This is a genomic window from Amphritea atlantica (genome assembly GCF_018860855.1).
In the GTDB taxonomy this organism is placed as follows: domain Bacteria; phylum Pseudomonadota; class Gammaproteobacteria; order Pseudomonadales; family Balneatricaceae; genus Amphritea; species Amphritea atlantica_A.
Genome location: NZ_JAHKQE010000020.1, coordinates 168,497 through 193,981 on the forward strand (window position 1 = coordinate 168,497; position 25,485 = coordinate 193,981).

The following is a 25,485-nucleotide window of genomic DNA, read 5'->3' on the forward strand; positions in this document are numbered from 1 at the left end:
GCCAAATAATGGCCAACACCCTCTGGCAACAAATACAAGCAACCCGCCTAGCGGCTCTCGCCAATGGAGTTCTACAACCGATTTACACCGAGGTCGAGATAGTATCTGAAACGATTGGTAACGACACCTTTACCTACCAACTACGTACACTTAGCAGTTTAGAACAAAAAGACAATGAACAACGCATCAAGCAAGCAGGCAGTCATAGAGTTAACCCGTTTCAGCCCTACGACCCGCAACTGTTTGTCAGCACTATCGGTAATCATCATATCGGCCTATTAAATAAGTTTAATGTGATCGATAACCACCTATTAATTGTTACCCGTGAATTCGAACCACAAACAAACCTATTAACAGTCGCTGATTTTAGTGCTGCATTGACCGGCCTCAAAGCGATCAACGGTCTAGTCTTTTTCAATGGCGGCGTTAAAGCTGGCGCGAGTCAACCGCACAAACATCTTCAATTAATACCCTTAAGCCCTCAAGAACTACCACTCGCGCAGCCCTTGAGTTGTTTTTTGACTGAGCCACAATACAACCCTAAACTACCGTTTAGACAGGTGGGAATACGTCTGCCAAACAACCTTGTTGACGACACAACCCTAAGCGCGCAATGGTTACACGATGCCTATCTAACACTGTTGGATATTCTGAAAATAGATCAGCAGCATCAAGCGACGAAAGCTTACAATTTACTGCTGAATAGAGAATGGTTAATGTTAGTGCCTCGCCGAACGGATTCCTTTGCTTCGATCTCGTTTAACGCCCTCGCCTTTTGTGGCGCTCTGCTGGTCAAAAATAGCGACCAAGCACAAATGTTAAAAGCCGCCGGTATTACCCAAGCATTGCGCAACGTCAGTGAATAATTGGCTAATGCCTCACGCAATCGATCTCTGCTAATAGATGCTCTAATCGCCAATAGAGTGACCAAAGAGGTTTTAGCTCACCCTGTCATTAGAATCGATCAACACCAAAGGGAGTGATATCAATGCTGGTGGCTCGCTTTTGCATCAACTGCAGTATTAGCTCTGCCGTGATCGCCGCCTGGGTCACCCCTAAGTGTTGATTACCAAAAGCAAAACATAAGCGAGAATAGTCTGGGTGTTGGTCAATGACTGGCAGGGAATCAGGCAATGTGGGTCGATGCCCCATCCATTCACTGGCCTCCAATACAGCAGTGTTCAACTCAGGTACAAGTTGCTGACTATGATGACGCAACACGTCAAAGCGACGCTTGCAAGGCGGTAATGTTAACCCCCCAAGTTCGGTCATACCGACAACACGTAAGCCACTGGCGAGGGGGCCCATGACGAACTTACGCTCAGCTGAACCTATATGATGACGCAACATTGCTCCCGCGGTCGGAAACGTCAGATGATAGCCCCGTTCAGCCTCCAAAGGCAGATCGATACCCACGCTGTTTAATAATTTCCGGCTCCACACACCAGCACAGAGAATCGTATAATCATAGCGATAATCATCCTTTGCAGTATTCACCGTGATCTCATGCGCGGCCGGTATTAAACCGGTGACACCTTGCTGAATAAACTGTCCTCCGCGCTCTGTGAAAGCCGTCAATAACCGTTGGCATAGTTCATACGGCTCCTTCACCCGATAGGCATCTGGAAAGTACAGTGCATGATGTACTCGATGAGAAAGACTCGGTTCAAGCTCGGCCAAGCGTTCGCCCTGCACCAGCTCAGTCTGAATATCGTTATCCGCCAACCAAGCCTGATGCCGTTGTGCCGCAGCGAGCCGAGGGGACTCCCATACCAACAGATAGCCAGATTTGATGATCTGTTCACGCGCACCAATATCATCAAGACTGCGCTGCCAAGCATCGATCGATGCGCTATTTAACTGCAGCAGCGCTTGGCGACTTCGTTGCAGCGACTTAGGTAGCGCCGCCAACACAAACCGAAGCAGCCAAGGCGCGATACGATGAATATAACCTAACGGCAGCGCTAACGGCCCCTTCGGGTTAAGCCACAAAGACAGTGCTGAGCGCAGTGTCGCTGGATTGGATAGCGGTTCAATTAACTCGGTGGCCAAGTAACCCGCATTCCCAAAAGAGGCACCTAACCCCGGCCCATCTCGGTCAAATAGAGTCACATTAAAGCCCTGTCGCTGAGCCTCAAGCGCACAACTTAAACCGATAACGCCAGCGCCAATCACTGCCACGGCATCAGGAGCCGGTTTAACTGACTGACTCGATATGGATGAAACCATGACACACCCCTTAAAAGATAGAGCAGACGGTGATGTTCCTATCACGCTTTAACGCTCAAAAAACGATACAGCTAAATAGCTTTAGATCCTCAGTTATCAGCGCTTTATTATTTTATCGCGTTTGCTGATAAGCGAGGATCGCGGCTGCGAGATCTTCTCGCGAATCGCCCACCGATTTAAACAGGGTAATGGCATTTTGCGGGTCTTCTAGTTCCGCTCTGCCACGATGTTGACCTCGACACAACTCGGTAAATTCAGCCTGTATAACTACATCAGTAATCGCCCCCTCTCTAATGGGGATGATCAAATCACCGGTTTCACTCAACGCACCGGCACGTACATCAACAAACACCTGACAGCGTTGCAGCGCAATATTATCCGTTTCTCGCATAGTAGGGGTAAAACTGCCTACCAGATCCAAGTGCGCACCGGGCTTTAACCATTCACCCAGTACTAGCGATTCTGTCGACATTGTTGCGCAACTGATAATATCCGCCTGACGCGCCACCTGTTCCAGCTCGTTTAAGGGACACAATTTTGCTGCTACCCCCTCAGCGATGAGTTCATCCACCAGCGCTAATGCAGAAGCTTCATTACGGTTCCAGACACTCACCGTGCGAATCGGCCGCACACTCATGTGTGCCGATATCAAATATCGAGCCATACGCCCCGCCCCAACCATCAATAGATCAGTCGCATCATCTCGAGATAGATAACTCGAGGCCATCGCTGATGCTGCAGCTGTGCGCAAGGCGGTTAACTCATTCGCGTCTAACTGAGCCAACGGCTGACCGGTTTTCCCCGATGACAACATATAATGACTATTGAGCCCAGGCAGTCCGCGACGATTATTACCGGGAAAGACATTCACCAACTTTACCCCTAAGTATTCACCTTCTAACCAAGCAGGCATCAATAATAGGGTCGCCTGCGGATCATTCGGTACATTAATACTATGGTGATGACGTACCGGCGCGCAGACCTCTTTGGTAAAGATCTCATTCAGAGCGGCAATCAAGCGATCCCAGGGCAGCGCTTTACGAATATCTGTAGCATTCAATTGCATATCGGCTTCTCTTATAACGGGCTTTTGCGTTATGTTAGCCTGAAACGGGTTCTAAAACTTAGCTCAAGCTACTAAATTTTTGACTCAAACTCTGATCCTCAGTGTATTAAATCGGATAGTCCGCCTATGAAACACAGTATTGCTCGTCGTAATCTGATTGCCCGACAAAGCGGTGAACATCGACATGACTTTGCACAGATACTGATCGGTTTAAAAGGCAAAATGACCTGCGAATTTAACACTGAGAGTGATCAACTCTTGTCCGGTAAGCTAGCGATCGTGCCTGAGAGTGAAGCCCACCTGTTCAGTGGTTTAAATGATGATAGTGAGCTGCTGGTGATCGATCTAGCCCCCTTTGACCCCTATATTCAGGCCCTTGAACATAGCTGCAACCTTTCGTTTAGCCAGACAATTTTAAATAATCCAGAATTTATCACGCTATCCCCGGAAATAGTGCCCATGGTCGACTTTGCCGCCAACCAACTGGCCAAGCGTGATCAACAGGTCGGTCAGCAAAGTCGCCAGCAGATCAACTGCCAACTCATTACGCTATTTATGACCCAATTATGTCAGCAATATTCGGCCTCGACGACGCACCATGATCAATCTCGACTCAACCGGCAACAGCTCAATCGCTATATCGATCAGCGTTTAGCCGCGCCTCCAACCAATGGCGCAATCGCTAAGGCGCTCAACATAAGCGAAAGCCACCTTTACACGCTGTGTCAGCAGGAACTTGGCCTAACACCGCAACAATATACATTATCTAGACGCATGGCCCGCGCTCGGTTTTTATTACAAAATAGCGATATAACACAGACGATATTAGCCGATGAGCTGGGGTTTGCTGACGCCTCGAGTTTCTCGCGCGCGTTTAAACGCTATTTTAAAATGACTCCCGGTTATGCACGTCAGCGACAGCGGTAAACAGAGAAAAACAGTCAAAAATGATTCATCTTAACCCAGATCAGCGTATCAGCACTCAGTTGGTAGGTCTGACTACCCCGTGGGCGACGTAGCCAAACGCCCGGCCCAAATCGCAGGCCATCTTCTTGAAGCGCTCCCTGAAGCACATATATTTCAAGACCTTGATCCGCCATGCTCAGATCAACTATCACCTCTTTACGACTACGCCACATCGACACCTGTTCATCATGATGCTGATGGAGCTGGAGCTGCTCAAGCGAATCGTTCACCGGCGACCATCGTGCACTCTGCGTCTGAATCACTCGATGCTCGGTATCATCCGCCTGAAACTGGTATAGCTTTACGAGAATCAAGCAACCATCGTGGCTAAAGGGGGCATGACTAAAGCCTTCAGAGTTTCGAAAATAGGTGCCTGCAGGGAAGTCGCCGGTCTGATCGGAAAAAACGCCCTGCAACACCAGAATCTCCTCCCCTTTGGGGTGCCCATGGGATGAAAAGGCCGCTCCCGGATCATAACGGACAATACTGGTCGCGTGCCCTTGTTCGGCTTCTTCCCGAGCCAACGGTTTTCGCCAGACACCCGCTTTCGGGCTAGCAACCCAAGACTGTAGGCGAGTCTCTATCGTGACTGACTGGGTTAAATCCATATTCAGCATAACGGCTCCGGAAATCATTTCAAAAACGGTCATGCAGTATACCTGAGAAAACATGGGGCGAATGCTATCACTCGCTTTGCTAATTAGGCCCCCAACAACTCTTATCGCATGAGTGCGATCGATGCATCAGCGGTGGACAGCGGCCTACTTTTCATTTTTTAATTGAATATCGTCCACAGTTTGATGATATTTGCTGGAGTTCATCTTGACTCTTGCAGCAACCAGCGTCACATTGAAGTTAATTAATAGACGAGCGCCGGTTAACATCATGCTTCACCTTGATACCCACGAAATAATCAAACAGCTTGCTGATCTGACAAGTGCATTGTCCACTGAAAAGGATCATATACTGCTGCTGGATCGGATTATTCTTGGCTGTATGTTTTTGACCAATGCCGACGGGGGAACGCTCTATACCGTTGATGAAGAAAACGAGAACCAACTTCATTTCACTATCCTCCATAACCGTTCACTAGGGATACATAGCAAACCAAAGCATCTACCCACCGTTGAGATCTATAATGCTCAAGGTCAAGCCTCTAAGCTTGTTGTCGCACAAACCTTTGTTTTGCAACAAACCATCAATATTGAAGACGTTTATCATTCGGAAAAATATGATTTTTCCGGTACCCGCAAATTCGACAAACAACTTAATTATCGCTCACAATCATTTCTTTGCGTGCCACTGGTGGATCACGAAGGTGAAATTATCGGTGTTCTTCAGCTGATCAACGCCATGGATGCCAATAATCAGGTGATGACCTTTCCTCAAGAGCAACAACACCTGGTGGAATCACTGGCCTCTCTTGCCGCTACGGTGTTGACAAAACGTCGGCTGATTGATGCTCAGCGAGAGCTGTTTGAGTCCTTCATTAAATTGATGGGGCGCGCCATTGACCATAAGTCACCCGTAACCGGCAAACACTGTGAGCAGGTACCCGAGATTGCTATGTTACTGGCTGAGGCGGTTAACAACAGTGATAAAAGCCGTTATTCAACCGTTCAGTTTAATGAGCAAGAGATGTATGAACTTCGTATTGCCGCTTGGCTACACGACTGCGGCAAAATAACCTCGCCCGAATACATTATCGACAAGGCCACTAAATTACATACGATGTTTGATCGTATTGCATTACTCGAATCACGCTTTCGTGAATATAAGCTGCAGCTACAGCTAAACCATTTCAGAACCCTTCCGACGCTCTCCGCCACCGAAGCGGATCTCGCGGAGCAACAGTTACAACAACACTGCCAGACACTCGATGACGATATCGCTTTTCTACGTCAAAGTAATACGGGCTCAGAGTTTATGATTGATGACGATGTGGCCCGTATACAGCAGATCGCCAAGATCACTTGGATCGATGATGACGGCCATACACGCTATATGTTGACCGAGGATGAAGTCGAAAACCTTTGTATCCGCAAAGGCACGTTACTGCAAAGTGAAATTCAGGTGATGCGCGACCATATCAAGGTCACCATCGATATGTTGGAGTCCCTACCTTACCCAAAGCACCTCGCTCAAGTACCTGAGATTGCTTGTAATCATCATGAACATTTGGATGGCAGCGGCTACCCTAGAGGGCTAAAAGCAGAGCAACTCTCCGTCCGCGCCAGAATTATGTGTATCGCGGATATATTTGAAGCACTGACCTCGCCAGACCGCCCCTATAAGAAAGGGATGTTACTCTCACAAGCGATGAATATTATCGGCAGAATGGTAGAGGATGAACACCTCGATGCCGATCTATTTAGCGTTTTTGTGGAAAGCGGTGCCTACATAGAATATGCCAACCGACATATGGCCCCACGACAGATTGATACGGTTGATATAACAACGCTTCCAGGGCTTATCCAGTCCGCTTGAAAGAACACTGTTATTTTTCCAAATGACTAAACACAGCATCCCAGCTTTCGCCCTCAGAACTATTCTCTAGGGCAGCAAGCCTATCGAGATACAGCTGCACGACACTGTCTTCAGGATTTTCCGCTAACCATTGTAAAAACAATCTCCTCGCTTCTTCCCAATGACGTTGCTGATAACTCATGACCGCTTGGTTAAACATCTCAACTTGATCCACGAAAGAGGACTCCGCCAAGGCTTGCTCCGCCATCGGCTGAAACAGCTCCACCGGTTCGGAACGTCCCTTTACTCGCACTCGATCAATATAGCGGTAGATATAACTGGGCGAGCGCGTCGCTAAATCACCACTGACCAACAGTGGACAACCATAATACTTCGTCAGAGACTCCAATCTTGATGCTAAATTCACCGCATCCCCCATCACGGTATAGGCCATCCGAAACTCAGATCCCATATTACCAACACTAACCGTACCGCAATGTAATCCAATACCAATTTTTACCGCCGGCAATCCCTCGGCCAACAACAACTGATTCACCTTTGGCAGCTGCGACAACATCTGCCAAGCCGTATCGAGACCATGCTTGGCATGCGCTTCATCCGGTAACGGGGCTCCCCAGAAAGCCATCACCGCATCACCAATATATTTATCCACGGTGCCGCGCTGTTGATGAATGATACGGGTCATCTCCGTCAGGTAGATATTCATCATTCGGGTCAACTGCTGTGGCGTCAATTGTTCTGATATCGGTGTAAAGCCCCTAATATCCGAGAAAAAAATGGTCATATCACGGGTTTCACCGCTAAGGTGAATAGCTTTATTTTGGCGACCTAACTCACGTACGATTTCAGGTGGAATATAGTGTCCAAACTGACCCGCCAACAGCTTCATATTTCGGGTTTCAAAGAAATAGCCGGTCGTTTGCTGAAACAGATAGAGAATGAAGATTAGAAACAGGGTGTATCCCAGTGGAATAACCCAGAGCAGACTCTGCCAAGCGTAGAGGTTAAAGCCGACCAAACTAGCACTCCAAACTAAGGTAATTAGCGTGGAAAACATCACCGAACTGCGGGGAATCAACAGCGATAGCAGAAGTCCGCTCATCAGTATCTGTATAATCTCAACCCCAAGGGTATAGTCTGGCTCACTGCTGATCCGATCATCCAATAACCCCGATAGAATATTGGCATGCACCTCGACACCGGGGTAACGACTGCTGACGGGAGTCACTCGCAAGTCGAGTAACCCCGCGGCACTGGTGCCAATCAGTATAATTGCTCCACTAAGTTGCTCTGGCTCAGCGAGTCCGTTCATCACATCCGTTGCAGAAATATAGGGAAAACTCCCCTGTCCCCCCCGATACGGCACCAACAACCCACTCGCACTATTCACGGGAATCTGCTGCCCCGCTGCATTAATGGCCACCAACGCTTGATGTTCACCGGTCATATCTGACTCAAACTCAGGTATCACCTGCTGCTCTTCAAACAGAGCAAGCCACATCGCTAAAGAGAGCGAGGGATAATACTGTCCTTGATAGCGTTGTAACATCGGCACCCAACGGTAGACACCGTCGCTATCCACCATCGGGTTATCAAAAAAACCACTGTAAGCTTGCTGACTTTGTAGCGCATCCACGCTGGCGATAACACCTTTCGCTTCAGGTATCGGTTGCTCATCCAATAGTTCATTTGGGCCAATGACAGATACACCCGGGGCGCCCACCCTCAGTTCACGGTCACTTCGATCAAACGCATAACCTAACACCACTGGACGATCATGCATCGCATCAGCAAGGCGCTGATCCGGATTAAGCTGCTGTAACAATGAATCCAGACTTAGGGTAGTTTTTGCATCCAGTAGTAACCGACTCAGTTGCTTTAGGTCAATCTCACTATCGGCTTCAGAAAACACCATATCAAAACCCACAATCGCCACACCGTAATGATCAAACAGTTGATCCAGCAATTGCGCCAGCTTAACCCTATTCCAGGGCCATCGCCCCTGTTCAGCAAGGCTTTTCTCATCCACATCGATGATAACGATACGCGGATCTTGATCACCCTTTGCAAAGTGTCTTAAGCGTAGGTCATAAAGATCATATTCTAGTTTTTGCAGCAAGGCGGGTCGATTGTTCTGAATGACGGGATACAACATCAGCAGTGTCAACATAATGCCTAGCAATGTCCGGATTCTACGCTGTTTCATAAGTCATTCCGATTGAGAATAATAAACCAAGACCTAGACACTAAAGTACCTCTTGGCCAGACATCGATAAGACACTTATCATAGCCTGCAAACACCTCAGGCCGTAACAATTCGTTCTTTTTATTCGATTAATAGAGTCAACGACTATAAGGATGCTGCTCCCTTGTGCTATAAACATACGATTGACGCTATTTAAATCAAACATAGACGTCAACGTAACCGGAGATGAAAGTGAAAATTGAAATTCTGGGCTGTAGCGGCGGTATCGGTCAAGGACTGAAAACCACCACCTTTTTGGTCGATGATACTCTGCTATTAGACGCTGGGACGGGGGTCGAACTATTAACCATGGAGCGGTTACTGAATATTCGCGATGTGGTGATTACCCACGGTCATCTCGATCATATTATTGGCTTACCGCTGATGATTTCAACGATTTTTGATCAACACCAAGCCCCCATCAATGTATATGCATTACCAGAGGTCATTACCGCCCTTAAAGAGCATATATTTAACTGGACCATCTGGCCTGACTTCACCACCCTGCCAGAAGAAAACCCGATTATCAGACTACATTCAGTCAATGTTGGCGACATCCTTAACCTGCAGGGTAAAGTCATTGAAGTGATACCGGCAACACATCCGACGCCGACAGCGGGTTACTTAATTAAAGAGACGGCGCACAGTTTTCTGTTTACCGGCGACAGCGGCCTTAACAAGACTCTTGCTACACTCCTGAACCAACATCAACCCGAGCTATTGATTATCGATGTTTCTTTCGCCGATGAGTCCACCCCTTTAGCTGAGCAGAGTGGTCACCTCACCCCGGCGATGTTAGCGCAGCAACTGATGTCACTTGAGTACACGCCTCGGATTGCCATTACTCACCTAAAACCTGGCGTTGAAGATCGCATCATACAACAGTGCCATCGATTACTACCCAATCAGCAGATAGACCGCCTAAAGCAGGGTGAGGTCATCACCCTGCGCTAGTTCATCCCTAACGTTTATCACGACTGAATGATTTAATGGTCCACGGGAACAGGTCCAGCAGCAACGGGGACAGGCCCAGCATCTTCCAATAAAGCAGTCCCCACCACAGTAATATTCTGATCCGCAGCGCTTGTGCCTGAAGCGCCATAACTGGTCACGGCCCCCTCCGCCTGAGAACCCACAAGGTCAAAGGTTAGCTGACCACTCATATTGGTATCGATACCATCCTCGGTACACTGACCACCGCTACAGCTACCTGCTAAGGTCAATTGACCTCCTTGAAGCACCGCATCTAAATCGGTCTTTACACCGGCCTCTTCCGTCAGGTTATAGATACGTATCCCCGCGCCATCATTGATTTCAGCATTAATATTCACCTGTTCAATCTGCTGAGCATCCCAATCAACCATCACATAGGTGCCGGAAGCATAGCGTCCCGCCAGCGCGTCGCCGGAATCAAATGCAACTAACGAACCGGTAGCCCCTGTATCAATCTGAGGAGCGGTTAAGCTGGTTGATTCACTCGTATGGATATACAGATAGGAACCACTGCGTGCTTTGACCAGCTCAGCCAGTTCTGCAGGGGTGGTTAAGCTATCACTGTACATAAAGTGAAAGTCACCAACCAAATCTTGCTCTTTACGATTTTCAGACAAATGAAAATCTGAATCCCAACGCCCCCAAGTCACATTGGCACCGCCTAACTCCAGTGTTCCATGTTCAGATAGAACATCAAGATCTTCTGTCGTACTCACTACACAGGGCGAACAGGCATGATTGGTAATGTTTGGCTGAGCCGCGAAATGTATAATATCGGTTACAATGTCACCACTCTCTGTACTGCTATCGATACGAATAGCCGAAGGTTTACGTGAAGTAACATCAGCGATGACCGAACCATTCCCCGCCGACACCCCTTTCGAATCACTATCTCGAGTAAACGCAACAGCCACTAAAGAGCCTTCCGGTGCACGACCAGTACTACCCACTAAATCATCGGCAAGCTGTTCGATAGTGGCTTCAATCTTCGTACTTCCCGTTGGTGTAGTGTTGTCATCTTCCTGAGCACTTTTATGTAACAGGTAATCGCCTGTACGTCCGCTAGCCACACTTTTCTTAATCGAGCCATCTGGCTTAATAGTGGCGCTTTCGCCTGCACTCACGAGCGCTTGCCCAACCGCTGTTTCAACCTCAATAGCGCCTTCAATGGTTTCGCAGTAGACCCCTTCTGGCGTATATTGCACGCCATAATGCGTACCGCGAATACCGATAGTCGCTACAGTGGTCTCAAGACGGTAGTTCTCCTGCTTCGATTTACCAATCTGACCAGAAATGGTGCGCATTCCACCTTTAAGCAACTTAAAGATCGCTTTCCCTTCTTCTGGCTGCTGTTGGTCAAACTGATAGGCAGCGATGTGAAACTCAGAGGACGGTTTCAATGCCAAGCGAGAATGGTCGCTAAATCGTAACTGCAACCGACCTTGATGCCCAGTCGTGAGCAAGTCATCGGCATAAATCTCAGAGTGCCGCTTCAACACGCGCTCACTGCCATCCGCCGCCTTAGCGATATTCTCACCAACACTTAAAATAACGCTGCCAACAACCTCTGCGGCACTGGCTAACCCCGAACAGAGAAGCAATACAACGGTAAAAAATAGAGATCTCATAGCCTACCTCACTTGAAGCTATAGCGTAGACCCAGCATAGTCTGCTGACGGTCATACTCATATAGCTCAATATTCGAATTGGCATGACTCAAACTATAGCCTGCCAATAGGGTCCAGTTGTTTTCAACGGCCCACTCAAGATTAAGATTGAAGAGGGTGTAGTCATCCTGTCGTCGCACCTTATACAACCAATCCTCTCCTTTATAACGACTCGACTGGTAGGTTAATGCCGGTGTTAATGTCAGGTGATCACTAAGAGTTAACTGTACGCCAAGGTTCGCTCCCCAAAAGAAACGATCTACTTGTGCATCTGCGAGTATTCCTGCGGTATCGGGCGTCTCCTGACCGACGAAGGTACCGGCAAACCAGAGCGGCTTCCAACGGCTATTACCTGATAGTAGATAGTTGCCTCCCAGATAATACTGGGTCCCATCCTTCCAATTTGAGTCAGCATAGTCCAGCGAGCTAACCCCACCGTATAAGCGCCACTGTGATTGTTTATCGAGTTGATGGGTCCAATGACCATTAACCCCCAGTAAATCACGATAGCCTTCATCATCACGGCTAAAATGCTGCCAATTTACACCGACACGATAGTGATTATTTTGCTGTGCCCAGCGATGCCCCACCGAAGCCGACAGAGTACTGTAATCCTGCTCTGTCTCGTCATCGTACGCACGGAAATTCCCACTCAGACTCACATCCAGCATGCGATTAGCAGCATATTGATGCTCAACGGACGTGCCTAGTTTCACTCGATTAAACAGATCGCCCTGCCCTAGAGCATCATCACTCAAGGTAACAATGTCAGTCTGGGATTCAGGACCGGAATTGATATTGCTATCATAACCGTGCCACACTTCGACGTACCCCTTCACCTCGGTAATGGGGTACTGCTGCTGGTCAATCAGATTAAGGTATTTAACAATCCGGATACGTGCATTATCCGGCGGATTACGCAGTAATACCGCCTCAAACAGCTCTTTAGACTTATCGAACTGCGCTAGCAGGTAGTATGCTCGGGCGAGTTCGAGTGATACGAGCGGGTTGTCGGGTTCGAGAAAAGCCACACGTTCTAGTGCGAAGATCCCTTCACTGATATTGCCACTATCGATCGCCGCGACCCCGTATTGAAAATCAAATACCGGATCGCCTTCTAAGTCATCGACATAACTTAGCGCCAGGTCATAAGCTTCGTTAGAACGTCCTGCTTCCAGTAAAGCTTTAACCTGTTCAGCCCCGCTAGCAGAAGCCACTCTATCTAAGGCATAGCTATGGCTGCAGGACAAAATCGTTAACAATGCAATGCCTGTCAGTTTAATCAAAGTAGCCTCTCCAAAATTCGGGCACCATAAACGTTAAACAACGACAATAGTCACTGTATAGCGATTAACTATAGAGAAAAAATAAAATAAATTAACCTTGTTTATGTGATTTCTAACTATTTTTCACACAAGCGGGCTTAGGCAGCTAAGCTAAAAGGACTGTCGTAGGCTAAAGGATGGGCCGATCAAGCCATTCATCAAAACCACGGAGCCAACCATGCAAGCCTCAGCCGATCATCGTTTAAGCCGTATAACAGATAACGGCGACACACCCTGCATACGCAATTGCTGCCTCAATGAACAGGACATCTGTCTAGGGTGCTATCGAACACTTCAAGAGATTTTAGCTTGGCATAATGCTAGCGCGACCGAAAAAGAAACTATTTTGGCCCACTGTCAGCATCGACGACAGCAGCGTCTACAGCGTTAATTGCTCTACCTTCTGACGAATATCCGCATACCGGAGCGCTTCGCAACAACCAAAACCACTCAACTGCCGTACTTTATTACGCGCAAACAACGGCACACTGATGCCCGCCAAAAAACGGCACTGAGTATCCAGCGTAAGATGAGTGGATAGGTGTTGGCGTAATCCTGCTAAGTCACTCATCAGCTGTTGATCGGACGGCCACTGTGGCGATTGCGAATATTCAAGCCTTACCGATTGGCCTCGACAAGAGGAACAATGACCGCACTGTTCAGCACTTTGATGATCATCAAAATAAAGCGCCAAACTACGACTCAAACAACGATCCAATTCAAAAAACTTCACTAATGCTGAAATTCGGGCGATCTCTTTATGTTCTTTATCAATAAAGTAATCATAGAGTTGCTGACCCAAAGCGGGCTCTGCTAACCGTTGTTCATTAACCTGAAAGACCTCGGTCACCTTTTTCGTTTCCAGCTCAAGCACTCCTTGCTCCTGCAGATAATCTAAGGCAGCCACCACCCGTTTGCGATCACAGTGATAGCCCTGAAATAGAGCCTCAAAGGCCAACGTACCCCACACTCGTTTGAACTGAGTATGGGCAAATACCGCGGTTAAAAATGCTTTTCGTTCACCATGAAAACGTTCGAGAATCTGCGCCTGCGGTTGCAACAGTTTATATTTGAAATCAGCAAAGTACGCATAGAGCGGCTGCACCACACCGAGTAATTCCAACTGCACCAACAGTGTTTTCATGGGTAGCTGACGGATATTACTGGCCGTCGATAGCGCGTTGAGTTGCAGCTCCCACTGTCCGTTTTGAGACTCGCGACGAATATTATTGAGGACAAACTCAATCCCCTCTAATTCAGGAGTATCACCATAAACAAAATTCTCTACCGTATTCAGACCGTCCAGATTGGCGAGCGTAATACAGTTGGATGGCAATCCATCGCGGCCCGCACGGCCGATCTCTTGACTGTAGTTTTCGATCGATTTAGGCAGATCATAATGAATAACAAAACGGATATTACTTTTATCGATCCCCATACCAAAGGCAATGGTCGCGACCACCACATCTAGGCTTCCAGCCATAAAGTCCGATTGAATCCGTTGCCGCTTTTGATCTTCAAAACCGGCATGATACGCCGATGCCCGTACCCCCTGTTGAACCAAAAAGTCAGCCACCTGCTCGGCACTGTGTTGCAAGGTAACGTAGACAATACCCGGCCCCTGCTGCTGTTTAATGAGTTCAATCAAGCGAGCATTTTTATCCACGCTGGCAACCGATAAAACAGTTAAATCAAGGTTAGGCCGATAAAAGCCGGTCTGAACAATATGATCTTCCGTTATGGCAAACTTATGGGCCATATCCAACTTTACCTGTTGCGTGGCCGTGGCCGTTAACAACAGCACCAGCGGAATATTCAAGGCTTCGCGGTAAGCCGGTAATTTCAGATAATCGGGCCGAAAGTTATGCCCCCATTCAGAAATACAGTGCGCCTCATCGACCACCAACATCGATACCGGGATCGATTGGATAAACTGACGGAAACGTTCATTTTTAAATCGCTCCACCGACACCATCAGGATTTTAGTGGTGCCATTGCGCACATCACTCATCACCTGCCGATTCTGTTCTGGCGTCAGGGTTGAATCAATACTCGCCGCGGGAATCCCTTTTTTGGCAAGAAAAGCTAATTGATCTTTCATCAACGCCAATAATGGCGACACCACTAAGGTTAAATGAGGCAGACAGGTTGCGGTAAGCTGATAACACAGTGACTTGCCTGAGCCGGTAGGGAAAATAGCCAGCGAAGACTCTCCTTGTAACAGCTGACGGATCGTCTGTTCCTGTCCGGGTCTGAATTGATCAAAACCAAACCATTGCTGCAAACTTTGCGACAAAGAATCGGGAAGCTGTGCTGACATAATCCGTTCCTGCTTTTACTGACGAAAGAAAAGTCTCAGAGTATACCCTTGATCATCGTAGATCGGTTTCTACAGCCAAACTATTTTCGTGATCACCGCTAGTAGCAAATGCAACAAACATAAAAAAGGGAGAGCATATAAATATGCCCTCCCAACAAGGTGATCCAGAAGGATCTGTGTTTCAAGACTAGACAGGCTTAGAGGAACCTGCCAAATAGAACTGAATCTCCTAGGCTAAAACGTTCAGCCCACAGGTAAAGCAATCAAACGGGCCAGCTCTCCACCCGTTCGACCATACAACTCATCACTCGTCCCTGTTAGGGATTAAGCGACAATCATGCCTTCACGGGTAACAAAGTCGAGCGTCTCATCCAACGCTTTACCCAGTTTCTCGACCATCTCATCGATCTGCGCTTCATTAACGATTAATGGTGGGCAGAATGCTAGAGAGTTACCGGCAACCGCCCGGGTAATCATGCCGTGGTTCTGACAGGCCTGTACCGCAAAGTAACCCGCCGCGCCATCATTGAAGGCTGCACCGGTTTTCTTATCGGCCACCATTTCCACGGCACCAACCATACCCGCACCGCGAACTTCACCTACCAGCGGATGATCTCGGAATTCACCCAGACGTTTCTGCATGTATTCACCGATCGTCGCCGCATGACCAAAGATATTATCTCGCTCATAAATCTCTAGCGTCTTCAGCGCAACGGCCGAAGCAACCGGATGACCGGAATAAGTAAAGCCATGACCAAAGGCACCCACTGCAGCGCTCGGTTCAATCATCGCCTCATACATATCACCGCGAATCGCCGCCGCACTGATCGGCATATAAGCAGACGATAACTGTTTCGCCATCGACATCATGTCAGGTTTTTCGATACCCACGGTGGTACAACCAAAGTCATTACCCGTACGGCCAAAACCGGTGATGACTTCATCGGCCCAGAACAGGATATCGTACTTATTCAGTACCGCCTGCACTTTCTGATAATAGCCTTTAGGTGGCACAATCACGCCGCTAGCGCCGGTAATCGGTTCTGCAATAAAGGCCGCAATCGTATTCGCGCCCTCTTTCAGTATCAGCTGTTCTAAGTTGTTAACGATACGGTCAACAAACTGCTCTTCAGATTCACCTGGCAGTGCACCACGGTAGTAATGCGGCGCATCCGTCCGCAGAATACCCAGCGCCTCGAACGGCAGATCAAAATAGGTATGGTTAGCATGCAAACCGGTCAGGCAAGCAGCCGCCAAGGTCACACCATGGTATGAACGTTCACGGGCAATAATCTTAAATTTTTCAGGCTTACCAATGGCGTTGTTGTAATACCGCAGCATCTTAATCTGACTATCATTGGCATCACTACCCGAGTTACCAAAGAATACTTTGGCATTCTCAACCGGCAGCATGGCGGTTAGCTTATCAGCCAGATCCATACCCACCTGATGGGTTTTACCACCAAACATATGGGAAAAAGACAGTTGCCCCATCTGCTCAGCGGCAGTGTCGATCAGCTCACGATTATTATAGCCAAGCGAGGTACACCACAGGCCAGCAAGACCTTCGAGGTACTGATTACCTTCACTATCATAAACATAAGCACCATCTCCCCGCTCCATCGTCAGCGTTTCAGTGGCTTTAAAATTGGTTGTTGGGTAGATCATATTACTCATAACGCGTCTCCACTATGCGCAGCTTATCGCTGTAATGCGCCAAAACAGATGTACTTAGTTTCCAGATAATCATCCAGACCATATTTAGAACCTTCACGGCCCTGACCAGACTCTTTAACACCACCGAAGGGAATGACTTCCGAACTGATCGCCGTTTCATTCACACCGACCATGCCGTAATCCACCGCTTCAGATACTCGCCAGCTACGCCCCATACTCTCGGTATAGACGTAAGCCGCTAAACCAAATTCCGTATCATTAGCCATCCGTATCGCATCCGCTTCAGTACTAAACTTAAAGACCGGCGCAACAGGGCCAAAGATCTCTTCGCGGAACACCCGCATATCCTCAGTCACATTGGTCAAGACGGTCGGCTGATAGAAACATGCGCCCTGTTCACCCGGCTGACCACCAATAACGACCGTCGCCCCCTCTTCAACGGCGTTTTGCACTTTAGAATGGATCTCTTTAGCCGCTTTCTCAGTAATCACCGGGCCGTGTGTTGTCGCAGCCTCAAAACCATTACCAATACGGAACTCACTGACGGCCGCACTGAATTTTTCCACGAAAGCATCATAGATACCTTCTTGCACTAACAGACGATTGGCACAGATACAGGTCTGGCCTGAGTTACGATATTTCGCTGTCAGGGCACCGGCAATCGCTAGATCGAGATCGGCATCATCAAAAATAATAACCGGCGCATTACCGCCCAGTTCCATCGAGGTACGCTTAACCGTATCGGCACACTGTTTCATCAGCAGCTTACCCACCGGTGTAGAGCCCGTGAACGTCACTTTCTTAACCGTGGGGTTAGAGGTCATCTCACCGCCAATCGCCGGTGCATCCATGCCGGGTAACACACTAAACAGTCCTGCTGGCAATCCAGCGCGGTTTGCTAGTTCCACCAGCGCCAGCGCCGATAGCGGTGTTTCCGCTGCAGGTTTCAATACGATAGCGCAACCAACCGCTAGGGCGGGTCCTGCTTTACGGGTAATCATGGCATTCGGGAAATTCCATGGCGTAATGGCTGCCACCACACCGACCGGTTGTTTTACCACCACACCGCGACGATCCGACGGCGTAGGAATAATATCGCCATAAACCCGCTTGCCCTCTTCGGCAAACCATTTAACGAAAGACGCACCATAGGCCACTTCACCACGGGATTCCGCCAGTGTTTTACCCTGCTCTGCAGTCATAATAACGGCCAGGTCTTCGGTATTATCAACAATCAGCTGATGCCACTTTTCCAACACATCACTGCGGCTCTTTGCCGGCAGCGCTTTCCATTCGATCATAGCGCGATCAGCTGCCGCGATAGCGCGACGGGTTTCATCGGCGCCCACGCTGGCAACATCAGCCAAATGCTGACCGGTAGCCGGATCTGTTACTGCAAATGTTTCACCCTTGTCACCATCAACCCACGCACCATCAATAAAGGCCTGAGTTTTGAGTAACGATGAATCTTTAAGTTGTATTGTCATGCTTTCTCTCCGGCAGGCAGTAGCTCAGCCAACTGCGTTATAGCTATATTTATAGATCGACAAGACTATTGCTTATATAATTACTTATAAATATTTACATTTGCATATACAAATGTAAAAAACATCACGATCAAAGGTCTTCATATGGGACGCAGAAAAGCAGCACTCACCGGTCAACTGGCCGATATGGATCTTCGCTTACTCAAAGTATTTAAAGCCGTGGTTGAGTGTGGCGGCTTTACCCCCGCAGAGATTCAATTGAATCTAGCCAACTCAACAATTTCTAATTACATCTCCGACTTAGAAAAACGTTTAGATATGCGTTTATGTGAACGAGGCCGCGCCGGATTCTCGCTGACCGAACAGGGCCAGACGGTGTATAGCGCAACCATGGAACTACTCAGCGCCATTGATCAATTCAAAAACACCATCAACCAAAGTCACAACCGCATTCTCGGCGACCTTCACCTCGGTTTTGCCGAACATATGCTCGGCGCGCATAACTCCTCAATCCTCAAAACCTTAAATCTCTTCTCGGATAAAGCGCCTGATGTGAAAATCCGTATTAGCACTATGAGTTCTGATGATGTGATCTCGGCATTATTCAATCAACAGGTCGATATCGGCATCACCGTCACCAGTCAACCCTACCCCGAACTGACCACCATGAAGTTGTTCGATGAAGAGATGCAGCTCTACTGCTCCCAAGACCACCCTCTATTTGAGCGGACCGATGAGATTGATCCCGCCGAGTTGCGCCAATACCGTTTTGTTGAATCCCCTAGACTGATGCCCGGTAGAGAGATACATCCCGACATGAAGCTCTGGAATAAACAGGCTAGAGCACACCACCAAGAAGCCCGGGCCACATTAATTCTCAGTGGCCACTATCTGGGCTTTCTGCCACGTCATTTGGTAAGCAATTGGCGACTCGAAAAAGAACTTCGCCCGCTGCTTACCGAGCGTTATAGCTACACCAACACCTTTCGCGCGCTATGGCGTAAGCGGCAACAGAATCAACTCATCATTCAGCTATTTACCGACTGCTTAGCCGCATCAACTATCTGACTCGTCTGTACGGACAATAAACACGGAACAAGGCGCATGACGCACTACCCGTTCGGCATTAGAACCGATAAAGTAACTGCTGATCCCCGGCTTACGGGCCATCATGACAATCACATCGGAATTCATCTGCTTGGCAGTAGCCAAAATTTGATCATGCGCCGTGCCATCACGATAGAGGGATTTAACCTGAATATTATCAGGCAGGTCACTCAGTAAGTTTTCCATCGCTTCAAGGGCTTCTTTGCGATGCCCCTGATGCACACTTTTATCAAATTGCGGATCACCGGCACCGTGAACAAAGCTCTGATCAACATAGAGCAGATTCAGCTGTGCAGGTTTTCCCTCTGCTAATTTCGTAGCAATCTGAGCTAACTCAACCACCTGCTCTTTATGCGACAGATCCAGCGGAATAAGAATATTTGTAAACATGTTGATACCTCACCCCATTACTAAATTAGGTAACCAAAGCACAATCTCTGGAAACACCATGCAAATAATCAATACGGTTAAATTCAGCAGGATAAACGGCGTCACCGATTTATAAATTTCCGACATACCGATACCCGCAGGCGCGATACCTTTAAGATAGAAAAGAGCAAAACCGTAGGGGGGCGTCTGAACGGCAATGAGAATATTTAGAATCATCAATACGCCAAACCAAATCGGGTCATAGCCCAGAGAAACAGCGATAGGCGTAAACAGTGGTGCGCACATCAATACAATGATGAACTCATCAATAATAAAGCCCAGTAACAGCATAATCAGCTGAAACATAATGATGATCATAATAGGCGGTAGATCTAACTGCCCAGTGAAGTCGGCCACCATACTCTGCACTCCCATCAATAGATGAAAGTTACTGAAGACTGACGCACCAAAAATAATCCACATCGCCACGCTGACCAAAGTCGCGGTCTGAAAGCCTGATTGTAAAAACATATCGACTTTAAAACGTTTAAACAGAATCGCCAGTACAATTGCACCAACCACACCAATAGCTCCCGACTCGGTCGGTGTCGCTATGCCGGTAATGATGCTGCCTAAGACCGCTACAATGAGCAGCATAGAGCACAAACCATCTCGGGCAATACGGAATTTAGCTTTACCTTCAAGCTTTACAATATCTTTGTTATCCATATCCCGTGGCGCACGCTCGGGAAACAGCCAACAGCTAATAGCCACATAAAGCACCATCATCACCACCGTTAGCAATGCGGGCACCATCGCGCCTAAAAACATCCGACCAACTGAATTCTGCGTTGAAGCGGCAAACATGATCATCGGAATACTGGGCGGAATCAGGATACCCAAACCACCACCGGCCATAATCACCCCAAGCGCTAAGCGTTGGTTATAGCCCCGCTCAAGCATCGGTCGTAGCGCAATACTACCGGACGTCATAATCCCTGCGCCGATAATGCCGACCATTGCCCCAATCATAGAGCAAACACCGATAACACTAATCGCCAATGACCCTCTCACGCGACCAATCAGCATCTGGCTGAAGTTAAACATTGCATCGCCAATACCAGACTTCGTTAACAACTGCCCCATATAAATATAAAGGGGAATTGCTAACAGAATAAAACTGAAATAAGTCGACTCAAGCGTGGTTGGTATAACATTAAAAATGCCATCGCCCCAGGTCATATAACCCACGGCCATCGCAATACCACCCAGTGACAAACCAACGGGGGCACCCAGTGCAAAAAACACCAAAATACATAACAGAAGAACTATGGTTAACAGCTCAATTCCCATCATTATTCTCCTCAATAAGCGCCTGACCAGTCAGAAGAAAATACAGCTCTGCCAACATATCTCTTACAAACTGGGCAATAAACAGACCACAGGCAACCATCATCATGACCCAGAAGTGAAACATTGGCGGAGCCCACTCACTCTGGCGGCGATAATCAAACTCAATCGCTTCTTCATACTTACCGATACTCATCATCACAATGATGACTAGGAAGAAAATAGCTAACGAAAACGAGATCAGATTAAATACACTGCGAGTTTTATGGGAAACTTTAAGATAAAGAATATCCACATTGATATGCGCACGCTGCTGTTGTGCATAAGCGCCACCTAAAGCGGCTAAATAACCAAACATAAACAACGATAGATCAAACGCCCAGACGGTTGGCTTACCCAACACGTAACGAGAGAAAACTTCGAAGGCGACAACCAAAGCCAACACCGGCATGATAAACGCCGCCGCTCGGCCTGCTTGCCGTACTATCCAATCGATAGACAGACAAAAATTTATCAGTATTGTTTTAAGCATGAAAATACCTGCAACAAAAAAGGGGCGCGATTGCCCCTTTTAACTTATTCAAAATGCCTTACTTGCGGGTTGCACGCAGGATATCGATCAGCTCTTTGCTGTACTTATCCTTTGCCGCATATTCATCCCACAAACCGGCACCGGCTTCAGTCCAGGCTGCTTTGTCAGCTTCACTTGGCTCAGGGCTCCATTTGAGACCTTTCGCTTCCATCTCAGTAACCGCTTCAGATTCCCATTGACGAGACAGACGCAGTTGATCAGCAGCATGTTGCTCTGTTGCTTTACGCACAACAGCCTGCAGATCTTCTGGTAGTTTTTTCCAAGCATTACGGTTAACAACAATTGGCAACACTTGAGCACCGGCTAACGGCAAGCGATACATGTACTTAGCCACCTCAACATGGTTACCATCACGGTGATCGATCATGTTACTACCGATAGAACCATCGATAACACCGGTGGCCAATGAGGTGTATATCTCACTCCAAGCGAGTGATACAGGTGATGCACCCAAGTTACGCAGGAATTTACCATAAGCACCCGGTGCACGAATTTTAAGGCCTTTAAAGTCGGCTACCGATTTAATTTCGCGCTTAGTTAAAACATATACAGGTGGCTGAATGTAAGGTTCAAGCCATACCAGTCCTTGAGAACCGTAGGCTTTAGTCAGCACTTTATCCCAACCTTTATCGTGGAACAGTGACTGCAGTTCAGCAGGATCATCCGTACCACCGGGCAGACCGATTTCAACCACACCGGCAGGCAACTCACCAGCATGCATAGACTGGAACGGTGCACCCATGGTGATCAGGCCGGACTTAACCGCCCCCAACAGACCGCTAGTGCCAACACCTTCGCCGGAGTAAAGTACCTGAACCTTAATACGCCCTTCAGAGCCTGTTTCGATATTCTTCGCTAGACTCTCATAAACATCACCAAAAGCGGTGCCACGACCATAAAGGTTACTAAAGCGCCAGTTATACTCTGCAGCGGAGACATCAGCAGCAAGCGTGCTAAGACCTAGCGTAACCGCTAAAGCCGATGTCGATAGTGCTTTCTTAAGGTTTTTAATCATTATTGACCCTTATGCTCAAATATTTATGTCACGCATTAAACGTTTTGTGGCGCCATTTTCACAAATTACGAGCATAGAATAAATCATAAAAATCCCACCTTTACGTTGAATTTTCTTTACGTAAAGCCTAGTATTAAATATAAGAAACAAAACCCAAATAAGATCAACTCAGCTGAACCTCGGTAAAATAACGAACATGACGAAATTTGCACTTGGACAGCTCGGCGATATTGAAATCAAACAACTCAAAATCTTTAAATCAGTGGTTGAGTGTGGTGGGTTTTCCGCCGCAGAAGCCGTGCTCAATATCAGCCGTCCAACGATTAGCAACCACATTGCAGCCCTTGAAAAACGCCTCAATATCACGCTGTGTAAACGGGGCCGAGCCGGTTTTAGTCTAACGTCTGAAGGTAAAGTCGTTTTTGATCAAACCACGCTCCTACTCCATAACTTAGAACAATTCAGAAGCACCATTAACAATCTCGGTGATCATCCGGCAGGAAGACTCAAAATAGCCCTAAGTGACACTTTCAGCACAGACCCACGTTTTAAGCTGGCTGAAATATTTCGTCACTTTTATCATCAAGCCCCGGATGTCGAACTTGAGGTCGAAGTCGATCACATGAGAATCATGGAAAAGCTCGTACTCAATAATCAACTCGACATTGCCATGATCCCCTACCACCGAAAGTTTGAAGGACTTAACTACATCCACCTCTTTACCGATGAAAACTACGTTTATTGCGGTAAAGACCACCCCTTGTTCACACTCCCTGAAGAACAGATAACAGAACAGGTTATCAACGGTTATAAACTCATTCATGCGGGACTCAAGCCTCATGAAGAGGTTTACCATCAACTCGCGCAGATGAATCTTGCGGGAGCGTCTTATCACTATGAATCGCGGATCGCGATGGTTCTTTCCGGCTGTTATATCAGCTTTCTGCCAGAAAATGTTGCGCAACCCTATATTGAACAGGGCCTGTTAAAAGCGGTGGCGAAAAAGAGTAAACATTTTCGTCTAGGCGTGGCCGTTATTACCAAAAAATCGGCTCAACCAAACCGTGCCAGAGACATGTTCCTGCACGCCATCAGAATGATTCACCAAGACACAGAAAACCCACCACCTTACTAACGCTCCTCTAACTTGTTCTGCCCCATCACCAGCTATCTATCCCCTGATAGGTATAGCGTACCGCCCCCGTAAACAATTATGGTAGATCCTTAATCAAAGCTGAGGCTGCATTGGCATGTCCTTAGTTATATCAGCAATACCCTCACTGGGTCCGTAATACAGGGTTTCTCTATGGCAGCTCCATCACACACCACGTCATACTATGCCGCTTCAGCAAACGACAAAGCGTTTCGGGCACCATTGAATAATCATATCAGTGCCGATATCTGTGTTATCGGCGCGGGTTTCACCGGCATGTCATCGGCCTTACATCTCGCTGAACAGGGCTTCAACGTTGTCGTTTTAGAAGCCAGCCGTATCGGCTTTGGTGCATCCGGTCGCAACGGTGGCCAGATTGTTCATAGCTATAGCCGTGATATAGATTTTATTGAAAAAAATTATGGCCATGACACCGGCCGTGAGATGGGCAAGATGGCCTTTGAGGGCGGACAGATCATCCGTCGGCTGGTACAGCAGTATCAGATCGACTGCGACCTTAAAGATGGCGGTGTGTTTGCAGCCTGCAATAGCAAACAGCTGCAAGAGATGGAACATAAAAAAGCCCTCTGGGAAGCCCATGGGCATACACAACTGGAAATGCTGACCGCTGACAGCATCCGTGACCATGTTGGCTCAAGCCGTTATGAAGGCGGTTTACTGGATAAGAGTGGCGGCCATTTCCATCCGCTTAATCTCGTACTCGGGGAAGCCGCGGCGCTAGAGAGCCTAGGTGGTGTGATCTACGAAGACTCCGCGGTTACCCGTGTCGAGGAAGGCGATAAAGCCGTCATTCATACGGAAAAAGGCTCGGTAACAGCCGACTTTGTGATTGTCGCTGGCAACGCTTACCTCGGTGGTTTAATTCCTAAATTAGAGCAAAAAGCGATGCCTTGTGGTACTCAGGTCATTACCACTGAGCCCCTGAGCGAAGCTCAACAACGCGAACTGTTACCACAAGACAACTGCGTTGAAGATTGTAATTACCTGTTGGATTATTTCCGCTTATCCGGTGATGGCCGACTGATCTATGGCGGTGGTGTCACCTATGGTGCTCGCGAGCCGGATAAGATCGAATCATTGATCGTTCCTAACATGCTGAAAACCTTCCCTCAGCTGAAAGGTGTTAAGGTCGATTATGCTTGGACCGGTAACTTCCTCCTGACCTTAATGCGCCTGCCTCAGTTTGGCCGTATCGGCAAGAACATCTACTACGCACAGGGCTACAGCGGCCACGGTGTCACCAGTTCGCACCTGGCGGGCAAAGTGCTTTGTGATGCTATTAAAGGCCAATCAGAACGCTTCGATATTTTTGCCGGTCTGCCACAATACCCCTTCCCCGGTGGACGGGCACTACGCATCCCTTATACCGCTATGGGCGCTTGGTATTACAACCTACGTGACAAACTGGGAATCTGA

General features: G+C 47.9%; 21 protein-coding genes. 8 read left to right on the top strand and 13 right to left on the bottom strand.

Annotation, left to right across the window (positions count from 1 at the left end; translation table 11 throughout):
• The first annotated feature begins 8 nt into the window (after positions 1–8).
• The gene (locus tag KO512_RS08950) at positions 9–866 is read left to right on the top strand and encodes an ATP adenylyltransferase family protein (RefSeq protein ID WP_215951989.1); all 858 of its coding nucleotides are present in this window, start codon (positions 9–11) and stop codon (positions 864–866) included.
• 88 nt (positions 867–954) lie between these two features.
• Here the strand turns inward: KO512_RS08950 and KO512_RS08955 are convergent, their stop codons facing one another.
• On the bottom strand, positions 955–2,229 hold the full coding sequence (locus KO512_RS08955; protein ID WP_215951990.1) for an NAD(P)/FAD-dependent oxidoreductase: 1,275 nt from the start codon (positions 2,227–2,229) through the stop codon (positions 955–957).
• A gap of 112 nt (positions 2,230–2,341) precedes the next feature.
• Positions 2,342–3,295, bottom strand: coding sequence for an ornithine cyclodeaminase family protein (locus KO512_RS08960; RefSeq protein ID WP_215951991.1), 954 nt, complete (start codon positions 3,293–3,295; stop codon positions 2,342–2,344).
• Positions 3,296–3,421: 126 nt separating this feature from the next.
• Here KO512_RS08960 and KO512_RS08965 point away from each other — a divergent pair, with 126 nt between their 5' ends.
• Positions 3,422–4,222 carry an AraC family transcriptional regulator gene (locus tag KO512_RS08965; RefSeq protein ID WP_215951992.1) on the top strand — a complete coding sequence of 267 codons (801 nt, stop codon included), beginning with the start codon at positions 3,422–3,424 and terminating at the stop codon, positions 4,220–4,222.
• Between the two features lie 14 nt (positions 4,223–4,236).
• On the opposite strand, the gene KO512_RS08970 is transcribed toward KO512_RS08965, so the two are convergent.
• On the bottom strand, positions 4,237–4,911 hold the full coding sequence (locus KO512_RS08970) for a cupin domain-containing protein (protein WP_252734937.1): 675 nt from the start codon (positions 4,909–4,911) through the stop codon (positions 4,237–4,239).
• 172 nt (positions 4,912–5,083) lie between these two features.
• Between KO512_RS08970 and KO512_RS08975 the strand changes: the two genes are divergently transcribed.
• Positions 5,084–6,748, top strand: a complete 1,665-nt coding sequence (locus KO512_RS08975) for an HD domain-containing phosphohydrolase (protein ID WP_252734938.1) — start codon at positions 5,084–5,086, stop codon at positions 6,746–6,748.
• A 10-nt stretch (positions 6,749–6,758) separates the two neighbouring features.
• Here KO512_RS08975 and KO512_RS08980 read toward each other — a convergent pair whose 3' ends face one another.
• On the bottom strand, positions 6,759–8,954 hold the full coding sequence (locus KO512_RS08980; RefSeq protein WP_215951993.1) for a CHASE2 domain-containing protein: 2,196 nt from the start codon (positions 8,952–8,954) through the stop codon (positions 6,759–6,761).
• 231 nt (positions 8,955–9,185) lie between these two features.
• Between KO512_RS08980 and KO512_RS08985 the strand changes: the two genes are divergently transcribed.
• The gene (locus tag KO512_RS08985; protein WP_215951994.1) at positions 9,186–9,947 is read left to right on the top strand and encodes an MBL fold metallo-hydrolase; all 762 of its coding nucleotides are present in this window, start codon (positions 9,186–9,188) and stop codon (positions 9,945–9,947) included.
• Positions 9,948–9,979: 32 nt separating this feature from the next.
• Here KO512_RS08985 and KO512_RS08990 read toward each other — a convergent pair whose 3' ends face one another.
• Positions 9,980–11,614 (bottom strand): FecR family protein, encoded by a 1,635-nt coding sequence (locus tag KO512_RS08990; protein WP_215951995.1) that lies wholly within the window; start codon positions 11,612–11,614, stop codon positions 9,980–9,982.
• A gap of 8 nt (positions 11,615–11,622) precedes the next feature.
• Positions 11,623–12,939 carry a porin family protein gene (locus KO512_RS08995; RefSeq protein WP_215951996.1) on the bottom strand — a complete coding sequence of 439 codons (1,317 nt, stop codon included), beginning with the start codon at positions 12,937–12,939 and terminating at the stop codon, positions 11,623–11,625.
• Positions 12,940–13,156: 217 nt separating this feature from the next.
• On the opposite strand from KO512_RS08995, the gene KO512_RS09000 reads away from it, so the two are divergent.
• On the top strand, positions 13,157–13,369 hold the full coding sequence (locus tag KO512_RS09000) for a DUF1289 domain-containing protein (RefSeq protein ID WP_215951997.1): 213 nt from the start codon (positions 13,157–13,159) through the stop codon (positions 13,367–13,369).
• On the opposite strand, the gene KO512_RS09005 is transcribed toward KO512_RS09000, so the two are convergent.
• From KO512_RS09005 to KO512_RS09015, 3 genes are all read right to left on the bottom strand, one after another.
• Positions 13,358–15,298, bottom strand: coding sequence for a RecQ family ATP-dependent DNA helicase (locus tag KO512_RS09005; protein WP_215951998.1), 1,941 nt, complete (start codon positions 15,296–15,298; stop codon positions 13,358–13,360). The genes KO512_RS09000 and KO512_RS09005 overlap by 12 nt on opposite strands.
• Before the next feature lie 324 nt (positions 15,299–15,622).
• Positions 15,623–16,975: an aminotransferase gene (locus KO512_RS09010; RefSeq protein WP_215951999.1), complete on the bottom strand. Its 1,353-nt coding sequence runs from the start codon at positions 16,973–16,975 to the stop codon at positions 15,623–15,625.
• A 23-nt stretch (positions 16,976–16,998) separates the two neighbouring features.
• The gene (locus KO512_RS09015; protein ID WP_215952000.1) at positions 16,999–18,462 is read right to left on the bottom strand and encodes an NAD-dependent succinate-semialdehyde dehydrogenase; all 1,464 of its coding nucleotides are present in this window, start codon (positions 18,460–18,462) and stop codon (positions 16,999–17,001) included.
• Between the two features lie 144 nt (positions 18,463–18,606).
• On the opposite strand from KO512_RS09015, the gene KO512_RS09020 reads away from it, so the two are divergent.
• Positions 18,607–19,530 (top strand): LysR family transcriptional regulator, encoded by a 924-nt coding sequence (locus KO512_RS09020; RefSeq protein ID WP_215952001.1) that lies wholly within the window; start codon positions 18,607–18,609, stop codon positions 19,528–19,530.
• On the opposite strand, the gene KO512_RS09025 is transcribed toward KO512_RS09020, so the two are convergent.
• Genes KO512_RS09025 through KO512_RS09040 form a run of 4 tightly spaced genes read right to left on the bottom strand, consistent with a single transcriptional unit; the run spans position 19,519 to position 22,895 of the window.
• Entirely contained in the window at positions 19,519–19,959 is a 441-nt protein-coding gene (locus KO512_RS09025; RefSeq protein WP_215952002.1) for a universal stress protein, read from the bottom strand. The genes KO512_RS09020 and KO512_RS09025 overlap by 12 nt on opposite strands.
• A gap of 9 nt (positions 19,960–19,968) precedes the next feature.
• Entirely contained in the window at positions 19,969–21,291 is a 1,323-nt protein-coding gene (locus KO512_RS09030) for a TRAP transporter large permease (RefSeq protein ID WP_215952040.1), read from the bottom strand.
• The gene (locus tag KO512_RS09035; protein ID WP_215952003.1) at positions 21,281–21,820 is read right to left on the bottom strand and encodes a TRAP transporter small permease subunit; all 540 of its coding nucleotides are present in this window, start codon (positions 21,818–21,820) and stop codon (positions 21,281–21,283) included. The genes KO512_RS09030 and KO512_RS09035 overlap by 11 nt, the downstream gene beginning before the upstream one ends.
• Positions 21,821–21,878: 58 nt before the next feature.
• Positions 21,879–22,895 (bottom strand): TRAP transporter substrate-binding protein, encoded by a 1,017-nt coding sequence (locus tag KO512_RS09040; RefSeq protein ID WP_215952004.1) that lies wholly within the window; start codon positions 22,893–22,895, stop codon positions 21,879–21,881.
• A 196-nt stretch (positions 22,896–23,091) separates the two neighbouring features.
• Between KO512_RS09040 and KO512_RS09045 the strand changes: the two genes are divergently transcribed.
• Together KO512_RS09045 and KO512_RS09050 are read left to right on the top strand one after the other, a co-directional pair.
• Positions 23,092–24,030 carry a LysR family transcriptional regulator gene (locus tag KO512_RS09045; protein WP_215952005.1) on the top strand — a complete coding sequence of 313 codons (939 nt, stop codon included), beginning with the start codon at positions 23,092–23,094 and terminating at the stop codon, positions 24,028–24,030.
• Positions 24,031–24,201: 171 nt separating this feature from the next.
• A complete protein-coding gene (locus KO512_RS09050; protein WP_215952006.1) occupies positions 24,202–25,485 on the top strand; it encodes an NAD(P)/FAD-dependent oxidoreductase in 1,284 nt (427 codons plus the stop codon).

Coding starts and splice junctions, on each gene's coding strand:
- KO512_RS08950 (WP_215951989.1), top strand. CDS start 9: ATGGCCAACACCCTCTGGCAACAAATACAAGCAACCCGCCTAGCGGCT.
- KO512_RS08955 (WP_215951990.1), bottom strand. CDS start 2,229: ATGGTTTCATCCATATCGAGTCAGTCAGTTAAACCGGCTCCTGATGCC.
- KO512_RS08960 (WP_215951991.1), bottom strand. CDS start 3,295: ATGCAATTGAATGCTACAGATATTCGTAAAGCGCTGCCCTGGGATCGC.
- KO512_RS08965 (WP_215951992.1), top strand. CDS start 3,422: ATGAAACACAGTATTGCTCGTCGTAATCTGATTGCCCGACAAAGCGGT.
- KO512_RS08970 (WP_252734937.1), bottom strand. CDS start 4,911: ATGACCGTTTTTGAAATGATTTCCGGAGCCGTTATGCTGAATATGGAT.
- KO512_RS08980 (WP_215951993.1), bottom strand. CDS start 8,954: ATGAAACAGCGTAGAATCCGGACATTGCTAGGCATTATGTTGACACTG.
- KO512_RS08990 (WP_215951995.1), bottom strand. CDS start 11,614: ATGAGATCTCTATTTTTTACCGTTGTATTGCTTCTCTGTTCGGGGTTA.
- KO512_RS09000 (WP_215951997.1), top strand. CDS start 13,157: ATGCAAGCCTCAGCCGATCATCGTTTAAGCCGTATAACAGATAACGGC.
- KO512_RS09005 (WP_215951998.1), bottom strand. CDS start 15,298: ATGTCAGCACAGCTTCCCGATTCTTTGTCGCAAAGTTTGCAGCAATGG.
- KO512_RS09010 (WP_215951999.1), bottom strand. CDS start 16,975: ATGAGTAATATGATCTACCCAACAACCAATTTTAAAGCCACTGAAACG.
- KO512_RS09015 (WP_215952000.1), bottom strand. CDS start 18,462: ATGACAATACAACTTAAAGATTCATCGTTACTCAAAACTCAGGCCTTT.
- KO512_RS09020 (WP_215952001.1), top strand. CDS start 18,607: ATGGGACGCAGAAAAGCAGCACTCACCGGTCAACTGGCCGATATGGAT.
- KO512_RS09025 (WP_215952002.1), bottom strand. CDS start 19,959: ATGTTTACAAATATTCTTATTCCGCTGGATCTGTCGCATAAAGAGCAG.
- KO512_RS09030 (WP_215952040.1), bottom strand. CDS start 21,291: ATGGGAATTGAGCTGTTAACCATAGTTCTTCTGTTATGTATTTTGGTG.
- KO512_RS09035 (WP_215952003.1), bottom strand. CDS start 21,820: ATGCTTAAAACAATACTGATAAATTTTTGTCTGTCTATCGATTGGATA.
- KO512_RS09040 (WP_215952004.1), bottom strand. CDS start 22,895: ATGATTAAAAACCTTAAGAAAGCACTATCGACATCGGCTTTAGCGGTT.
- KO512_RS09045 (WP_215952005.1), top strand. CDS start 23,092: ATGACGAAATTTGCACTTGGACAGCTCGGCGATATTGAAATCAAACAA.
- KO512_RS09050 (WP_215952006.1), top strand. CDS start 24,202: ATGGCAGCTCCATCACACACCACGTCATACTATGCCGCTTCAGCAAAC.